At 46.3% G+C, this 16,089-nt stretch carries 14 protein-coding genes; 6 read left to right on the top strand and 8 right to left on the bottom strand.

From position 1 onward, the window contains the following. Positions 1 to 194 precede the first annotated feature (194 nt). Together L6H65_RS06360 and L6H65_RS06355 are read left to right on the top strand one after the other, a co-directional pair. Positions 195 to 494, top strand: a complete 300-nt coding sequence (locus L6H65_RS06360) for a hypothetical protein (RefSeq protein WP_236339658.1) — start codon at positions 195 to 197, stop codon at positions 492 to 494. Positions 495 to 506: 12 nt separating this feature from the next. Then, entirely contained in the window at positions 507 to 1,088 is a 582-nt protein-coding gene (locus tag L6H65_RS06355; protein ID WP_236339657.1) for a hypothetical protein, read from the top strand. A 163-nt stretch (positions 1,089 to 1,251) separates the two neighbouring features. On the opposite strand, the gene L6H65_RS06350 is transcribed toward L6H65_RS06355, so the two are convergent. Together L6H65_RS06350 and L6H65_RS06345 are read right to left on the bottom strand one after the other, a co-directional pair. Next, entirely contained in the window at positions 1,252 to 1,509 is a 258-nt protein-coding gene (locus L6H65_RS06350) for a hypothetical protein (protein WP_236339656.1), read from the bottom strand. 346 nt (positions 1,510 to 1,855) lie between these two features. After that, positions 1,856 to 2,212, bottom strand: coding sequence for a helix-turn-helix domain-containing protein (locus L6H65_RS06345; protein WP_236339655.1), 357 nt, complete (start codon positions 2,210 to 2,212; stop codon positions 1,856 to 1,858). Positions 2,213 to 2,464: 252 nt separating this feature from the next. On the opposite strand from L6H65_RS06345, the gene L6H65_RS06340 reads away from it, so the two are divergent. After that, positions 2,465 to 2,671, top strand: a complete 207-nt coding sequence (locus L6H65_RS06340) for a hypothetical protein (protein ID WP_236339654.1) — start codon at positions 2,465 to 2,467, stop codon at positions 2,669 to 2,671. A gap of 180 nt (positions 2,672 to 2,851) precedes the next feature. Here the strand turns inward: L6H65_RS06340 and L6H65_RS06335 are convergent, their stop codons facing one another. From L6H65_RS06335 to L6H65_RS06320, 4 genes are all read right to left on the bottom strand, one after another. Then, positions 2,852 to 4,372, bottom strand: coding sequence for an MDR family MFS transporter (locus L6H65_RS06335; protein ID WP_236339653.1), 1,521 nt, complete (start codon positions 4,370 to 4,372; stop codon positions 2,852 to 2,854). After that, positions 4,359 to 4,826, bottom strand: coding sequence for a MarR family winged helix-turn-helix transcriptional regulator (locus L6H65_RS06330; RefSeq protein ID WP_236339652.1), 468 nt, complete (start codon positions 4,824 to 4,826; stop codon positions 4,359 to 4,361). The genes L6H65_RS06335 and L6H65_RS06330 overlap by 14 nt, the downstream gene beginning before the upstream one ends. Before the next feature lie 248 nt (positions 4,827 to 5,074). Continuing rightward, positions 5,075 to 5,953 carry a DUF421 domain-containing protein gene (locus tag L6H65_RS06325; protein WP_236339651.1) on the bottom strand — a complete coding sequence of 293 codons (879 nt, stop codon included), beginning with the start codon at positions 5,951 to 5,953 and terminating at the stop codon, positions 5,075 to 5,077. A gap of 718 nt (positions 5,954 to 6,671) precedes the next feature. Next, positions 6,672 to 6,938 carry a hypothetical protein gene (locus L6H65_RS06320; RefSeq protein ID WP_236339650.1) on the bottom strand — a complete coding sequence of 89 codons (267 nt, stop codon included), beginning with the start codon at positions 6,936 to 6,938 and terminating at the stop codon, positions 6,672 to 6,674. Between the two features lie 43 nt (positions 6,939 to 6,981). Between L6H65_RS06320 and L6H65_RS06315 the strand changes: the two genes are divergently transcribed. From L6H65_RS06315 to L6H65_RS06305, 3 genes are all read left to right on the top strand, one after another. Beyond that, a complete protein-coding gene (locus tag L6H65_RS06315) occupies positions 6,982 to 10,641 on the top strand; it encodes a peptidoglycan-binding domain-containing protein (protein WP_236339649.1) in 3,660 nt (1,219 codons plus the stop codon). Beyond that, on the top strand, positions 10,641 to 10,991 hold the full coding sequence (locus tag L6H65_RS06310) for a hypothetical protein (RefSeq protein WP_236339648.1): 351 nt from the start codon (positions 10,641 to 10,643) through the stop codon (positions 10,989 to 10,991). Before L6H65_RS06315 ends, L6H65_RS06310 begins: the two co-directional genes overlap by 1 nt. 389 nt (positions 10,992 to 11,380) lie before the next feature. Further along, the gene (locus tag L6H65_RS06305; protein WP_236339647.1) at positions 11,381 to 12,499 is read left to right on the top strand and encodes a winged helix DNA-binding domain-containing protein; all 1,119 of its coding nucleotides are present in this window, start codon (positions 11,381 to 11,383) and stop codon (positions 12,497 to 12,499) included. A 28-nt stretch (positions 12,500 to 12,527) separates the two neighbouring features. Here the strand turns inward: L6H65_RS06305 and L6H65_RS06300 are convergent, their stop codons facing one another. Further along, entirely contained in the window at positions 12,528 to 14,123 is a 1,596-nt protein-coding gene (locus L6H65_RS06300) for a response regulator (protein WP_236339646.1), read from the bottom strand. Continuing rightward, entirely contained in the window at positions 14,101 to 15,903 is a 1,803-nt protein-coding gene (locus tag L6H65_RS06295) for a sensor histidine kinase (RefSeq protein WP_236339645.1), read from the bottom strand. The genes L6H65_RS06300 and L6H65_RS06295 overlap by 23 nt, the downstream gene beginning before the upstream one ends. Positions 15,904 to 16,089 lie beyond the last annotated feature (186 nt).

Genomic DNA, 16,089 nt, shown 5'->3' with positions numbered 1-16,089 from the left:
GCAAAGAGGCATATTCCTACCTCATGGTTCAAGTTGGAATATGCCCTGATCTTACTGTCACGTTGTAAGTCTCATCTATTGAAAGGGTTCATTTGACATAGGCAACTCTGCTAAAACATTTATAATATCTTTTGGCGATTATCTGGTGTCGGGGTTCAGTATCTTTATTCCGCCACTTAAGCATGTAAAAAAAAGTGCCTAAGCTTTTCAATTGGGGAGATAAAGCGGATGATGTAATTGAGGAGAGTACTACAAAAGTTAATTTAGGGAAGTCTTCGAAGGCTGGAGATGGATTGGATACTGAGGGGCCGGGAAAAGTCCCTAATGGTAATAGTAAGGCTAGCACAAAACCACAACATGGTTATGAAATATCAGAAAAGGCTACAGGAGACGTTGCTAAAACTGGAATAAGTGGACAACCACTAAATAAAAATGGTACTTCTCCAAGAACAAACTCTCAAGTGAATAAGTGGAATAAGGAGGGGCGTATTTGAAAAAAAAACACATTGTATGCAGTGATTTTGTATAACGGTTTTGTTCTTGAAAAAGGAAGGGTGTACAGTCAGGTTTGGAAATACGGATATAGGAATTTTATACTACGAGAAGCTGAATTATGGAAAAATACGATCTCCCGTATGAAAGATGTCAGTTTTTCGGAAGCAGATAAGAACATATTAAATCAGTACATAGAACTGTGTGAAATGACTAAAGAAGCGAAACAATATTATCAGACATCTTTCGATTTGATCGTAAAATTGAAAGAAGAAGCGTATATAGATGTATTGCAAAACAGTAAAAATAGTGAAGATGAAACAATAGTCGATTTAATGGAAGAGCTAACTTCTGAGTTGTTAAACATATTAAAGATCAAAAGGGTATTTATCTCCAACGTTCATAAAAATTTAATCCATGATATTATTCGATCTCTTCACAATCTTCCAAGATACTTTTTTGAACAAAACGATACTGCGAGCCGAGAACTAATTTTGAGCGCATCGAGGATAGATTTCCATGATGCATTAGAATTTAGCTCAATGAACATGGGGAAAGAAATGAAAAATAGATATTCTAAGTATATTGAAATATAAAGATGCTTGGAATACGGCGAAGGGGCTGTTCAATAAGCCCCTAAAATAAAAAGTTGGAGGGAAAACGTAACGTTTCCGCTCCAACTTTTATGACCCTGCTTTTGCAGGAAAGCAACGAGGCTTATACCTGCTGCTTCCAGTCGCTCGACGTACCAAATAGCGTTTATCTATTGGCTTTATTTATTTTTCTCTCCTCTGCAATAAATGAGTAAATAGCCAGTAGTCCAAATGCAACTGTAAACCACAGAAAAACGACTTTAATCGTTTGAAAATCGAGTTGGAACATATCCTCAGAGTAGGCGGCCTGGTTGACTGTAAGATAGGCAATAATTGCTTTGTGAACGACAACTTCAATGACTTCAGTTAAAGCATACATCATAAAACTAACTGTGAAAAAAAGTGCGCTTACCATGTACTTCATCGTGATCAACTCCCTTTCAGAAAAATATAAGAGGGATAATTCAACATGAGCTCCCTCCTTGTCATAGTTGAATGTGGAGATTCTTTAGATTATGAATTCGATTTGGAATCTTCAAAAATTCCCGATACTTGTTTCTTATAGTAAGCATTTTCCATTTACTAGTCAACAGTCGTTTGTAGGGCTTGTGTGTAAGCAAATAAAAAAGAAGCGGACTATAATGCACCACTTCGCTGTATTGGAATATGCGGGTATTTTTGGCGGATTCGAGCGATATGTCCCACTGCAATTGGACAAAATTAACCACATGCAGATGATTAGAATAACAAGCTGGATCAGGAGTTCCACTTTATTTCTGTTTTTGGGAGTATTCCAGGAAAATCTCATTTAGAATTCGGGTTGCCATTCTAACCTCACTGTCTTCGCGGTTAGCGAGCAGATCAATCACTTCTTTTAGAGCGTCATTTCTATTCCTTAAATCCCCAAATTCTTGATGATATTGAAGCAGCTCATGGGCTTTCATCTCAAGTGCGACAGCAATTCGTTCAAGGTTTGCCAACGAGATGTTTCTAGTACCGCGCTCTACTCCACCTATATAAGTTAAATGGAATCCTGCCTGTTCTCCAAGCTGTTCCTGAGATAACCCTTTTGCCTTTCTGGCGCTACGAATCTTAGCCCCGACGAGCTTAAGAAGAGTCTCCGACATCCGCTTATCAACACCTTTCATTGATAAGCATAGGACAAGGAGCTTCCCTCTTTATATACATATAAAAGTTCCTATAATATAAACTTTGTAAAAAAGTCTCTTTTGTGATGTACATGTAATTTTCAGGACAAAAGTCTTTTGATGGAGAATATATGGTTGGCGGATAACCATTTGAATAAATTCAGCAAACAACTAATAGCCTATCTATTGGGTATGGTATACTCCCACTGGATGGGCTAATCTTGGAGGTGCATGTTCTACCAGCAATCTGATATTGAGCAACATAGGGCGATTGTCTACCTATTGGACAAAGGGTTTATTGAAGTTAAGCCATTGGACGATTCTTCGGATGAAATTACAATTGCGATTACAACTAACGGAATTGATGCTTTTGAAAAGAGGGTGCTTGAAAATAATCTAGATTGGGGAATCATCTTGGAGAGTACTAAAGAGGATTGACGCGCCCAGAATGATAAACGATGCTTCCTCGTATAGACGATCACGGCGATGAAGCGCCGAAAATAAAAAGTTGGAGGAAAACGCAACGTTTCCTCTCCAACTTTTTTTATGGCCCTGCTTTTACAGGAAAGCAGCGAGGCGGATACCTGCTACAGCCCCTTCCCCCTTCGTTCCTATTCGTTATTCAAAGCTGCGAATCGGCTCAGCAGACTTCTCTTGCCCTACATTCGCACGTCCCATCAGCAGTACAAGAAGCCCTGCCAATATAGGCAGCACTAAGCTCCACTGGAAGATAAACGCGATAGAATCCGCAAGTCCGCCCGTCAGCTTCTTCAGCATCTCAGCATCGAACATGCTCCGTACAGCAGGCTGCAGCAGCGCCTGCGGGTCTGAGAGCGCCTCTGCTTGCTGTGCATCCGGTATAACCTTGGCTATATTGCTTTTCATCTGAGCGGTCTGAATGACGCCGAATATCGTCACGCCAAGCGCGGAGCCGATTGTCCGGAAGAAGACGACCATCGACGTAGCAGCTCCCTTATGCTGCGGACTGATTCCATGAAGCGTCGCAATATTGAAGACGACGAAGGATACCCCGATTCCAAGACCGACGAATACCATGTACATAGTGACGACCCAGCGTTCTGTATCCACATTGATGGTTCCCAGCAAGGACAGCGATATGACAAGCACAAGCGCGGATACAAGCATAATATTGCGGAAGAGAAACTTCCCGACAAACCGTCCGCCAATGACGGAGCTGGCAACAACGCCGAGCATCATCGGTGTAAGCGTCTGTCCTGCCGCGCTTGCCGAGCCCCCGTATACACCCTGGACAAAAATCGGAATGTACGTAGCTCCGGCAATCATAATAGCTCCGTATAAGAAACTGGCTGCCTGGCTGGCAGTGAACACTTTGTTCTTAAATAAATGCAGCGACACAATCGGGTTGACTGCTTTACGCTCTACGAGCAGGAACAGGATCAAGAACACGACGGAGCCGGCAAAGAGGCTAACAATCTCTACCGAGCCCCAGGCATACTTCCCGCTGCCCCCAAGCTCAAGTGCAAACATCAGACTTAGAATCGTCGCTGTTAGAAGCGCAACTCCCGCCCAGTCAATCACCTGTTTCACCTTGTTGACCGTCTCCTTATAGTGGAGGCCGAGCAGAATGAGCGCGATGATGCCAAGCGGCACATTGATATAGAATACCCAGCGCCAATCGATTTGATCTGTAAAATAAGCACCCGCCAGCGGCCCGAATACGCTGGACAAGCCGAACACAGCACCGAATAGACCATTCATCTTGCCGCGCTTCTCCGGCGGGAAGATGTCGAATATAACGGCAAAGCAAAGCGGCATAATGGCTCCGCCGCCAATACCCTGAAGCGCTCTGAACAGAATGAGCTCAATCATATTCGTTGCCATTCCGCACAGAATCGAGCCAATGAGGAAGACGATCAGGCCCATGACAAAAAATCTTTTGCGTCCATACATATCAGACAGCTTGCCGAATATCGGTGTTGCGATAACACTGGCTATCATATACGCAGAGAATACCCAAACGAGCATCTCAAAGTCTCCAAACTCTCCGATAATTGTCGGCATTGCTGTAGAGACGATCGTCTGATCCAGCGCTGCCATGAACAAACCAAGCAGCAGAGCAGCGACCGTCCAGGTCGTATTGGTTTTACTCTTGTCCATTTCTTAATTCCTTCTCTCTCTCAGATTGCAGCTGCAATACATTAACGAGCTTCGCCATCAATTCCGACAACTGTTCCACTTCCTCACGGGAGAAGCTGGAGAAGGTGTCCTCATTACTCGCGGAGCTCGAATGAAACAGCTCCTCGAATACCTGTCGGCCCAAATCAGTCAAGCCGACACGGGTTATCCGCCTGTCCGCTGGATCTTCCCAGGCAGACAAATAACCGCCTTGCTTCAGCCGCTGCACCATCCCTGTAATATTCTGCTTAGTGACAAGCAGATTATTAGTCAAATCCTTGAGCGAGAGCTCGCCCTGCCGATACAGCACCCCAAGAATAAACCACTGCTGCACACTGCATAAGCCTACCTCGTTCACCAGCCCTCTGCCCACTCGTTCCAATAGATTGGAGCATCGGTAGACATTGAGGACAATCTCTCTCTGAAGCTGGTCCATACATCTCTCCTTATTAGTCAATATATTGACCATCAGTCTAGCAGACGGCATCTTAAAGTGTCAATGCGTGCAATATGAAGATACAATAAAGCTGCGGGAGGCTGGCAGCTCATTCTGCCCGCCTCCTGCAGCTTCATTATGGAGAAGCCCGCTATCATCAGAAAATCTGTAAACAACAGCGATCGTATGATCATTCTGCCTGCGCAGCGACTTCTGTTCCCATCCGCCATCCGTATTATATAGCTGCACTATTTGCGAAGCAGCGATTCCACTTCTACGATGACATCCTGCAGCTTGCTCGCGGATTGCTGATACTTCTGCTGCTCTCGCTTGTTTTTGGCTGCAAGGCTGCCAAGCAGCTCCAGATCGGCTTTGCATTTGGTCATCATCGAGTACAAGTCGGCCTTCTCAGCCTGCTTCATTTGCGACTGCAACTGCGCCTGCGTGTCGCCGGTGTACAAATCTGCGTCCAGCTTCCCGTTTGAATCCACCTGAGCGAGAAACACTTGCTCCGTAGTCGTCCTAAGTCTATCCAATTGGCCCTTCAGCCAAGCCCGATCATAACCGGCCGTCTGCAATGCCTCGTCCATAATGACCCCATCCATGATAACAGCTTGCGGCACGTCCTCGGACGCCATCTTTATGCCCAGATGCTTGGCTGTTAACGGCTGGTTTTCCTTCGTAAGCATCACATTGATATCGCCGCTCGGCTCCATCATTGCGAATTCGACATCTGCTACCTTAAAGACATTTTTCTTGCGCAGCTGCTCCAGAAGCTCATCCGAGGTCATTCGTTCCTTCTTCAGGTTGTCCTCCAGCACTCTGCCCTTCTTAACCAGCACCGTTCCCTTGCCATCGATGAAATCGCGCCCCTTCTTGCTCTTCATCTGCAGAAATTCGATGCCTACTGATACAGCTACCCATACGACCAGAGAAACAATTCCCATATACCATCTTGCATCAAGGTCAAGCGATATATATGCTGCCAGACTTCCTATCGTGATTCCTGTAATATACTCGAACAACGACAGCTGGCTAACCTGTCTCTTCCCCAGCAGCTTGGTCATAACGAACAGCACCACAACGGCCAATAAAGTGCGCAGGGCCACTTCCATCCAGTTCGGCATCGCTTCTATCCCTCCATTAATCGCCAGCTAACCAACCCTTTCCTAGATTATTTGTCATTATTCCGAAGGACATACGCCTAATTATTTTCCATATAAAGATGCCCGATAAGAATCGATTTTCAAATGCTGCGATTGTTGCGGATTTACTTTTTCTGACTGCATGCACGACTTGAATTTTATCTATGCGCCGCTGAGTATCCATTTGGTGCAGTTCATTCGTTCAAATCGAAAATCATGTAAGTCGACTGCAAAGATCATTATACGGACAGCAAAGAATATTTACGAAACGTAAAACTGTTTATTCGATCCGTAAGGGAAAGGTTAGATCGGGACAAACGATCATCGGACGTGATTGGGAAAATGGCACTAAATAACGGCCCTGTATCGCTAGTGACAATTGCACCTCATCATAATTGCCAATTTAAGCGATGGTTTGTGGTGTTAAGTCTATGAATTATGATAAAAAATTAATAAATACGATTATTGACATATTTTATCAAAAAGACTTAGAATCAACATTATTGCATTTTGTATATAAAGGGGTTTGATTTGTGACTACCATTAATGGTGCACTCTTAAAAGAATACATGCAAGCGAAAAAAGAGAAAGAAAATGCAGCTACAAGCAAAACTTCAACACCACCTCCAACAACCAGCAGTCAATCCTCATCCTCAAATGCTGTTATCAACGTAAGTGCAGTTGCTGCTGTATTTCGGGATTATGTTGCCCGTAGGAATGAGAGCTCAACAAGTTCAACTCCAATACCGCCCGCAACGCAGACACCAAGCCGTCCGACGACTCCTTCAACCTCATCATCTTCATCCTCGTCCACAAATGCTGTTATCAACGTAAGTGCAGTTGTTGCAGCAATACGGGATAATATTGCCCGCAGGAATGAGGGTTCAACAAGTTCAAGTCCAACACCGCCAGCAACGCAGACACCAAGTCGTCCGACGACTCCTTCAACCTCATCATCCTCTTCCACATCCTATTCCTCTTCGGGATATGGCAAACCTTCTCAGAGCACTTTGAACACACTGCTATTAAGTGCCAAGAGCCAATGGTGGGATGCCCGATTTCGTGATGATCAGGCAGGCATGAACACTGCTGCATCTCTAGGTGCTACATTGCGCAGTCAGGGAGCTCAAGAAACGAATGAGATGGCCCAGTTGGATCAATCCAATCAGAAACGATGGCAGAGCTTCGTCAATGACAATCTATACAATTCCAAAAGAAATTGGTGGGAAGCCAAGCTGGCTGGTAATGAAGCCGGTTTGAGAAATGCGGAAGCCGAGGGTGCCAGGTGGCGAGCCAAAGGTGCTGTGGACACGGATTCGATGAGACAGATGGAGAGCCAGTATCGGGCCAAATACGAAGCGCAGGAAAGGGCAAAAGCATCAATACCCAAAGCACCTCCAGCACCTCCAGCACCGAATCCGAACACAGCTCAGAACCTATTGAATGAGAGACTGTTCTCAGTAAGACAGCAGTTCTGGACTGCAAAATTAAATGATGATGTGTCCAAAGCTAATGAGCTGAATCAAGCTTATGAAGGATTGAAGAAACAGGGAGCTAAGGTAACGGACAAGCTGATAGCACTTGAGAATCAGCAAACGGCTCTATACAATGCAAAGCTGCAGGCTCAAGAGAAGCTGCTGCAGGCGAAGAAAGCTTGGTGGCAGGCGAGAGCTAATCTGGATCAAGCAGGAATGGATGCGGCTGACCGGGCTGGCAAAGCGGCAGCGTCGGTCAGATATGTAAATACAAGAACCAACGAATTGACTCAGCTTGATAATCAGAACAACCAGTTCCTGCAAGCCAAGAAGGATTATTACGAAGCCAGAAGCAAATTTGATTCCAAAGGAATGGAGAATGCTCAGTTAGCGATGACACGGGCTTCGGGATCAGGCAGCTCTCTATCAGGTGATGGCTACAAGTTAGATCAGCTTAACAAAAGCATTCTTACTAAATTCGCGGAGTATGGCAGCCTCACATTGGATAATAGTCATGCAGCAGCAGCCAGGGCGCTTGAGGAAGCCAGACAAATTCGCAATAGCGTAGGTTCGCCGCTGCAAGCTGGGCTAATTCAGCTGTCCCAACCCACTATCGACGGGATGAACAGCAGATTGAACGGGATTGTGAACAAGCGGGCGCAATACTGGTCCAATGTCGCCAATTCCACTGCAGTCGAGTCAATAGATAATACGGCGGTGCTTAAAGAGTTGGAAGGGATCTTCAACCAGTTCCGCGGGGTACAGCTTTCTGTTGACTTCCACGACATTGCAATGAATAGAGTCAATAACGAGATCATGAGATTGAAGAAAGACTATTGGAATGAGGTTGACCTGGGTAATTCCGACAGGTACATCGCATTGAAGAAAACGATTACGAGCTTGCAGAATCAATATAGCAATGTAAAAGGGATTATTGGTCAGACCAAGGTAGATGAGAAGAACACGACATTTTTGACTGCGCGCAATAAGCTCAGTGAGCATCTTCAGAACGGCAATTATGACAATGCGATCAATACGATTGAGCATCTTCAGCAGCTCCGGGCTCAAGGAACGACGCTTACTATTAGCCGATCAGCATCTGTCAGTCAGTCTAAGGTAGACGGCTTCCTCCTGCATCTGAAAAAAACGGAATGGAGTCAGATGGAGAGGATGGAGTCTCCGGATCGAAACATCGCAGCGCTAAAAGTAATTGCGAAAAACAATCTCAAAGCTGATCCTCTTGCAACGGCCATTGTTGAGCTTGATAAGATGAATACAAGCGTTCTATTGGCTAAACAGCAATTTTGGCAGGGCGCTGCCAGTGCGAATTCGAGTCAAATGACAGCGGCGCTCGCCTCTTTGAAGAATGCAGCTAACAGTAAATACACAACATTGAGTACAGCTTTCGATACGAAGCTGGATGCAATCAATAGTGAGACCATTCGCATTTCTATGATGGAGTGGACGTATAAAGGCGATGAACATATGGAAGCGAATGTTCAGGATCGCAAGCTTGCAAGAGTTCATAATGTGGAGCTGGCTAAGAAAGCGGGAATGGGAAACTATTTAATTCCCACCAATACGAATGAGTTAGACAAGCAAATGAAAGAGCTATATGAATACAAGAAAATGAGCTGGGACATTCGGGCAAGTACCAATGATCAAGCACAGCCCTATCAGAACTATCAGCATACAATTGATACGAGAACGGCCAAAATAAAGAGCATGCTGGAGGCACTCAATCAGCATACCAATGGCAAACAGGGATTATTCGCGTTGCCATCCTTTGTTATGGATACACGCAATCAAGCGGTTATGACATTGCGCAAAGAAATGAAAGAAGCGATCAAGCAGGTCGACTCTGAGAAAGCGTTACAATCCTATTGGGAAGCTTATGATCAATTGGAGCATGGCGCAACGCTGGATATTAAGAAGCTAGAGCCGAATTTCTTCCAGATCGATTGGAAGCAATTACGTACGGACAAGATGTTCCGTGATACAATAGCACAATACAACAAGGATGTACCTAAAGCTGATATCGAAAAGATGCAGGGCTATCTGAAGAAATTAGGCTTCTATGAAGGCGGTATAACGGGCTCATACAATAAGGAGCTTCTCATCGCAGTCGGGATGTATCAGCATGTGCTGAAGAACAACTCCTATTATCAGGGCGTATTTAATACGAGCATTGAGGTGGACGGCAAGATCAACAGCGAGCTGCTGTACATGGCTCACACCGATGTTTCCTTAGGCAGAAAGATTCACTGGGCCAATTCGCCGGATGAGATTTCTTCGAGCTATTTGAACAAAATGGCGACAGTCGTTGGGATTGGGGATGGATTTGTCAGCCAATTAGTGGAGGATGGACTAGAAATTATCGATGGCGTGCTGGCGTTGAACCCTTTTGATTCACGCTTGTATAATGAAACCATACCAGGCATATTCGAATTGGGGAAAGCGATTTTCGATAAGAAGATTACAATAAAAGCGATCGGCGAAGTAGTCGGGCAGACGCTGGCGAATGAATTTGTTAAGCCATTCGAGAATGTATCGAACAATTATCAATATATTTTGGATGGTCACGGGAAATATTCGGAAAACCAGCAGTTTGGTCGTGACTTAGCCAAAGTTGTAGAGATACTGACCGTTGTAGGCGGCACGGCAAAAGGCGCTCAGCTCATGGCAAGGCTGGGTCCTCAGTTGAGAGAGCTATTTGAACGAATCGGCTCAAAGGAATCCAAGCTGGTGGAAGAGAAGCTTGAGCATAATGAGGAATTGGAGAATGGTGAGCGGGTTGAGGGTACGGGGAAAGTTGATGCTGAAACGAGGAAAGTAATTCAGGATTTACTGAGTAATATGTTTGAAAATGGGCCACAATGGAAACCTGGAAAATTAGAAGAACACATTCAAACGAGAAAGAAGTATGGACATATACCAGATACATGGACAGCAGAAGATTATAATAATAAGATTATGAGTTTAGTTAGGAACTCAAACAATGAGATATACGAGTATTATAAAGAAGGGTTCTCTCAAAAATACTATGTTATTGGGGATAAAGATTGGATTGTAATGGTTGGAAAAGATGGAATTATGGAAACGTCGTTCCCTCCAACCAAACCTTCATATGAAGGTTATCTGGCACCAGATAAAGGATATAAATATATAGGTCAAATAAAGGATGTGCTTAAATAATGACAGACATTAAAGTTACTATTAGAAACTTTGGTTATGGCATATCAGACGAATTAGTCCTGAGTCCTTTTGAATATCATTATTTATTAGCATCTAGAAGTTCACTATGGGAGGCATATTCAGCGCTTGATGAAGAGGATAAAGTAAATTTAAAGGAATATGACAAAGCTCTTCTAGATAGGGCCGAGGAATATCACGATTATTTACAACCAATTTTTATCTGGAACAAAAGCGCGGAGCCAATAACTCAATGGTGGTGGCACTTGGATAAGGTATTATCAGGTCAGCTTAAAGTAGACGTTGATAATAATCAAATAGAATATGATAGACAGGTTTATATTATTAACTAAGTTCTAACCTTGGGCCTGAGATAAAACGAAGAATGTAGTTACACGAAGCAGGTCGATTATGGTCAGATACCACCATGATTGACCTGTTTTTTTATAATCTTCGCTTTCTCACAGGATTTCAAAATGTCTTTCGAAGAAAAAACATTATTATTAACGAATGATGTCGAATGAAAATAGTGAATATAATGTGTCAGGTTAATATTACAAATCTACAACAGGTTTCGTCGTCTAAAGAGCTACAGTATGGTAATTGTTCATAAAAAAATCGTTCAACTAATCACCTATCCGGTAGTTCTATGTTTAAATCAGCCTACAACACTGACCGTTATTGTCAGGGTTGCGCTGCTATAATGGAGGAAGAAAAGAAATATATAGACGGAGGAATTCCTTTGCCCATCGAAAAGGTGCTACGTTCCCGCGCTCTAAACCGCGCTTTGCTCGAACGGCAGTGTCTGCTGCGGCGTTCCAGCTTAACTGCTCTGGAACTCATAGAGCGGCTTGTCGGTATACAGTCGCAGACGCCGAACCCGCCATATTTCGCTCTCTGGAGCCGGCTAACAGACTTCAGTCAGGATGAACTGGCTGAGCTGATCATCGATCGGCAGGCCGTTCGCATCGCGCTTATGCGTTCTACGATCCATCTCGTTACTGCCAGCGATTGCCTCTCTCTGCGTCCGCTGCTGCATGCAGTTCAGACACGCGCGCTGAATGGCGCTTACGGCAAGCAACTTGCCGGACTGGATGTTCAAGCGATCGCGGAAGCCGGACGCGCATTGGTGGAGGAATACCCGCGCACATACAACGAGCTGGGCACGCTTCTTCAGAAGCAGTGGACGAATTGCAGCACGGAGGCTCTCGCCGGAGTCGTCCGCACAGAAGTGCCGCTGGTACAGGTTCCGCCTCGTGGGCTGTGGGGGGTAAGCGGTCAGGCCGTGCACACCTCGTCAGAAGCATGGCTCGGCCAGCCGCTTGAGGACGGCTATACGGTGGATAAGCTGATTTTGCGTTATCTCGGCGCATTCGGCCCGGCAACGGTCAAGGATATGCAAGTATGGTCGGGGCTGACTCGGCTGCGTGAAGCCGTGGACCGTTTGCTGCAGCTGCAGCAATTGCGCTCCTTCAAGGACGAGAACGAGAATGAGCTGCTGGATTTGCCGGATGCTCCGCTGCCGGACCCTGACATTCCTGCTCCTCCCCGCTTCCTCGGCGAATTCGACAATATGCTCCTGTCTTACGGGGATCGGACCCGCATTATGGCAGATCATTACCGCCCCCGGGTATTCACCAGAAACGGCATTATTCGGGCAGCCGTTCTCATCGACGGCTACGTCCGCGGCATTTGGAAGATCGAGCGCCAGCGAAGTGCTGCTGTCCTGACAATTGAATTGTTCGAGCCGCTCGCTCGGCAGGATCGTGTCGCATTGCAGGAGGAGGGCGAGCGGCTGCTGCGGTTCGCAGCCACTGATGCCGAAAGTCATGATATCCAGCTCATCCAGGCCTTCGGCTAATAATCCGCCGCGCCATCCATCAGCCGATCTACATTTGATTACGGTATTCTGTAGGTGTGATCCCTACCTTCTTCTTGAATATCCGACTGAAATATTTGTCATCCTGATAGCCCACCAAATTGGCGATCTCGTAGGTTTTGCTGCTAGTCGTCTTGAGCAGGCGCTTGGCATTCTCGATACGAATATTGGCAATATAATCGGTAATATTCATCGCTTCGACCTGCTTGAACAGGAAGCTGAGATAGACGGGCGACAGGAATACCTCTGCTGCAATCGTCTCCAGCGTAATATTGCTTCCATATTGGGTCTGAATGAATGCCTTCGCCCGTTCAATAACCGCATTCTTGCCGGATTTGCGCAGGTTCTGCGTAAGTGTCAGCAGCTTGAACAGAAACTGGCGCAGCAGCTGTGCCAATTCATCCAATGTATGCGCCTGGAAAATCTGCTCAATGTCTCCCGCCGTCAACAGCTCGTCCAGCTGTAGCTGCGGATGCATCTCGATCATCGTATGCGTGACCGCAATCATCTGCTGGAGGCTTAACGTCTTCGTCTCATGGCTGGAATAGCCTTGCTCCTTCAGCAGCAGGATAAACGATGCTATCCAGCAATCCAGCCCGCTCTCATTGCATACCCGGATGGACATGAGCAGCTCCTCTTCATGCAGCAGCGCTCTTTCCTTAGGGGCAGCAACGACACCCTCTTGCTCCTCCTCCATGTCATCGAGGAAGATCACTTTATTCGCGCCTGTATAATACTTGTATTGCAGCGCAATATTAGCAGCCTCATACGCTGGCTTGCATTCATTGATAACGCTGGCGAAATGCCGCGACACACCGATTGTCGACGCAAGCTTCAAGGTCGCCTTCAAATTATCGATCAGCTTCATCAACAGCTGGTGGAGCATCGGAACCTGCTCGTCACCCTCCATGTTGAACAGTATAATAAAACGGCGGTTCCCCTCCTGGAAGAACACCTTGGACGGCCATTCCTGGAATGTTTCGCCAATGATGTTCACGACCGCAAACCCGATGAGCTGCTGATCCTCTATCGTATAACGGTCCAGCTGTCCCGTCTCATCCTCGATCTCCAGCCTGCACATGCGGAAGGGCCCTGAATCAATCGGCAGCTTCAAATAGTCAATCTTCTCCCGAAAGCTCTCCGCGCTTTGTCTGACCCCATCCATTAAGCTCAGCAGGAAACGCTCGACCATAACAGGATGATTGTCCTTGAGCTGCTGCTTCAGCCGATTCTCAGCCTCCCACTCCCCTTTGACCCGCAGAATTACCTCCAGAAACCGCTCCAAATCAGGCGGCTTCAGCAAGTAATCGGAAGCGCCCAATTGCAGAGCTTGCTGGGCATACATAAACTCGTCATAGCCGCTGAGAATGATGGACTTGAGCGGAATGCCGCGCTCATTCACTTCACTAAGCAGCTGCAAGCCGTCCATATAAGGCATCTTGCAATCCACTATGATGAGATCAGGATGCTTCGCCTCAATAAGCTCCAGTGCTTCCTCGCCATTCTCGGCCGTCCCAAGCCACTGAAAACCATATTGCTCCCAAGCGATCAGCTTCTGCAATCCTTTGCGCACGATGGGTTCATCATCGATGACCATGACTTTCATACAGCCTCACCCATTCTTCTTCATATTGGATAATCGGCAGGAAGACGGTAACCTCCGTCCCCTTGCCCGGGATGCTTGCAATTCGCAGCCTGTATTCCTCACCGAACAGCATCGTCAGCCGTTCATTGACATTCTTGATCCCGTAGCCGCCGCTGCCCTGCGGCGATACGACCAGCAGCCCGGCGATCTGCTCCGCCGTCATCCCTCTGCCGTTGTCCGTCACAGTGAACACAATATGCTCCTCTGTCTTCTTGCCAGTAATGCGAAGAACGCCCTCCTGCCCGCTTCTATGATCAAAGGCATGAATGATCGCATTCTCCACGATCGGCTGCAGCAGCAATTTGGTCGTCAAATACGGCTCAACTGCAGGATCAATGTCATACTCTACCCGGAAGCGGTCTGGAAAGCGGGCATGCTGAATACGCACATAGGCTTTGATCTGGTTAATCTCATTTTCCAGCTTGTAGTAATCATTGCCTCGATTGAGCGATATCCGGAACAGCTCACTTAGCGACCGAACGACCTCGGCGGTATCGTTATCCCCATTGATCTTGGAATTGAGGAAAATATAATCCAGCGTATTATAGAGAAAATGAGGCTCGATCTGCGCCTGCAGCGTCTTGAGCTCAATCATCTTCTGATTCGTCTGGCTAATATACACCTTCTGGATCAGCTCGTTCAAATCCGCGACCATCCCGTTATATTTTTGCGTCAGCAGCCCGACCTCATCCTTGGACTCTACAGGAACCTTCTGATTGAAGTCGCCCCGCTTGAAGTTGTTCATCGAACGCAGCAGCTTCTGGATCGGCGATGTGATGCTGCGCGACAGGAACATGGAGATCAAGCCTACAATGAGCAGGAGGGACACCGATGCGATCAATGTGAACCGCAGCAGAACCTGATGCTGAACACGGATTTCCTTCACAGGCGTAAGACTCACGACATTCCAATCGTAAGGCTCCACCTTGGCGGTCGAGACGTAATAATCGGTTCCATTCACATGAAGCAGCGACGTTTCGTCCAGCCCCAGCAGCCCTTTTTTGAACGCCAGATCCCCTTCCCGATAATATTGAACATCCCGATTGCTCTGATTGCTGGCGACAAGATTATAGTTATCATCAATTAAAAGAAGATGTGTGGAGCTATTGATTCTAATATCCTTAATGGAGTCCAGCATAGCATCGCGGCTAATCCCCATGAACAGCATGCCCAGCTTCTGATCGGGGTCATAGACATTCGTAATGCGGCGTCCGATCATCGTTTCATTATATTGCTGCAAGTAAGGGAAGAGCGGATCACTGGAGAACATCCAGTTGGCTTCGCCCTCTTTGGCCGCAGTCGAGATATAGGTCGGCGTATCCTTCAACTGCTCATAGGGAATGACTTCCCTATAGAACTCGTTGAAATCGCGGAACAGAAAGCCGTTCTCACCATATACGATGATGAAGGAAATATATTTCTTGGCAATCTTCAAATTCGACAAGTAGGCGAACATCGTCTGCTGGGCCTGATTGTAGGAGTCCGGCTTCGGCTGGTTCAGTAAATTCTGAAAGGTCTCATTGTTCATAATATAGGATGAGATGTCCTGCACATCGTCGAGCATCAGCTTAATATTGTTCTCAATCAATCCAATCGTCTGAGTCCCGTGATCAACGACCTGCTTCTCCAGCAGATCGGTCGATGTGAAGTAGGAGAAGGTCCCGATGCTGATGAGCGGAATAAGCACGACGAGAATGAAGTAGAGAAAAATCTTCGTTTGCAGCTTGCGGAATAGGTGCATTTCTCTACCTCCCCAAAGGTTCTATTGAAAAGAAGCGTAACAAAAACAAAGCGGTGATACAATCGTTAAAGCGGACAAGCTCACGAGTTCTAGAATATGTCCACCATATCTTGAGGTTGTCTCATTGTGGGACATTTGCCGGAGAACATACAATAAAGGTGCAAGGCGCTCCACCAAAATCAACTA

Source organism: Paenibacillus plantiphilus (assembly GCF_927798095.1).
GTDB classification, from domain to species: domain Bacteria; phylum Bacillota; class Bacilli; order Paenibacillales; family Paenibacillaceae; genus Paenibacillus_Z; species Paenibacillus_Z plantiphilus.
This window is presented reverse-complemented; position numbering and strand designations above follow the sequence as displayed.

Coding starts and splice junctions, on each gene's coding strand:
- L6H65_RS06350 (WP_236339656.1), bottom strand. CDS start 1,509: ATGAAGTACATGGTAAGCGCACTTTTTTTCACAGTTAGTTTTATGATG.
- L6H65_RS06345 (WP_236339655.1), bottom strand. CDS start 2,212: ATGTCGGAGACTCTTCTTAAGCTCGTCGGGGCTAAGATTCGTAGCGCC.
- L6H65_RS06340 (WP_236339654.1), top strand. CDS start 2,465: ATGTTCTACCAGCAATCTGATATTGAGCAACATAGGGCGATTGTCTAC.
- L6H65_RS06335 (WP_236339653.1), bottom strand. CDS start 4,372: ATGGACAAGAGTAAAACCAATACGACCTGGACGGTCGCTGCTCTGCTG.
- L6H65_RS06330 (WP_236339652.1), bottom strand. CDS start 4,826: ATGGACCAGCTTCAGAGAGAGATTGTCCTCAATGTCTACCGATGCTCC.
- L6H65_RS06325 (WP_236339651.1), bottom strand. CDS start 5,953: ATGCCGAACTGGATGGAAGTGGCCCTGCGCACTTTATTGGCCGTTGTG.
- L6H65_RS06310 (WP_236339648.1), top strand. CDS start 10,641: ATGACAGACATTAAAGTTACTATTAGAAACTTTGGTTATGGCATATCA.
- L6H65_RS06300 (WP_236339646.1), bottom strand. CDS start 14,123: ATGAAAGTCATGGTCATCGATGATGAACCCATCGTGCGCAAAGGATTG.
- L6H65_RS06295 (WP_236339645.1), bottom strand. CDS start 15,903: ATGCACCTATTCCGCAAGCTGCAAACGAAGATTTTTCTCTACTTCATT.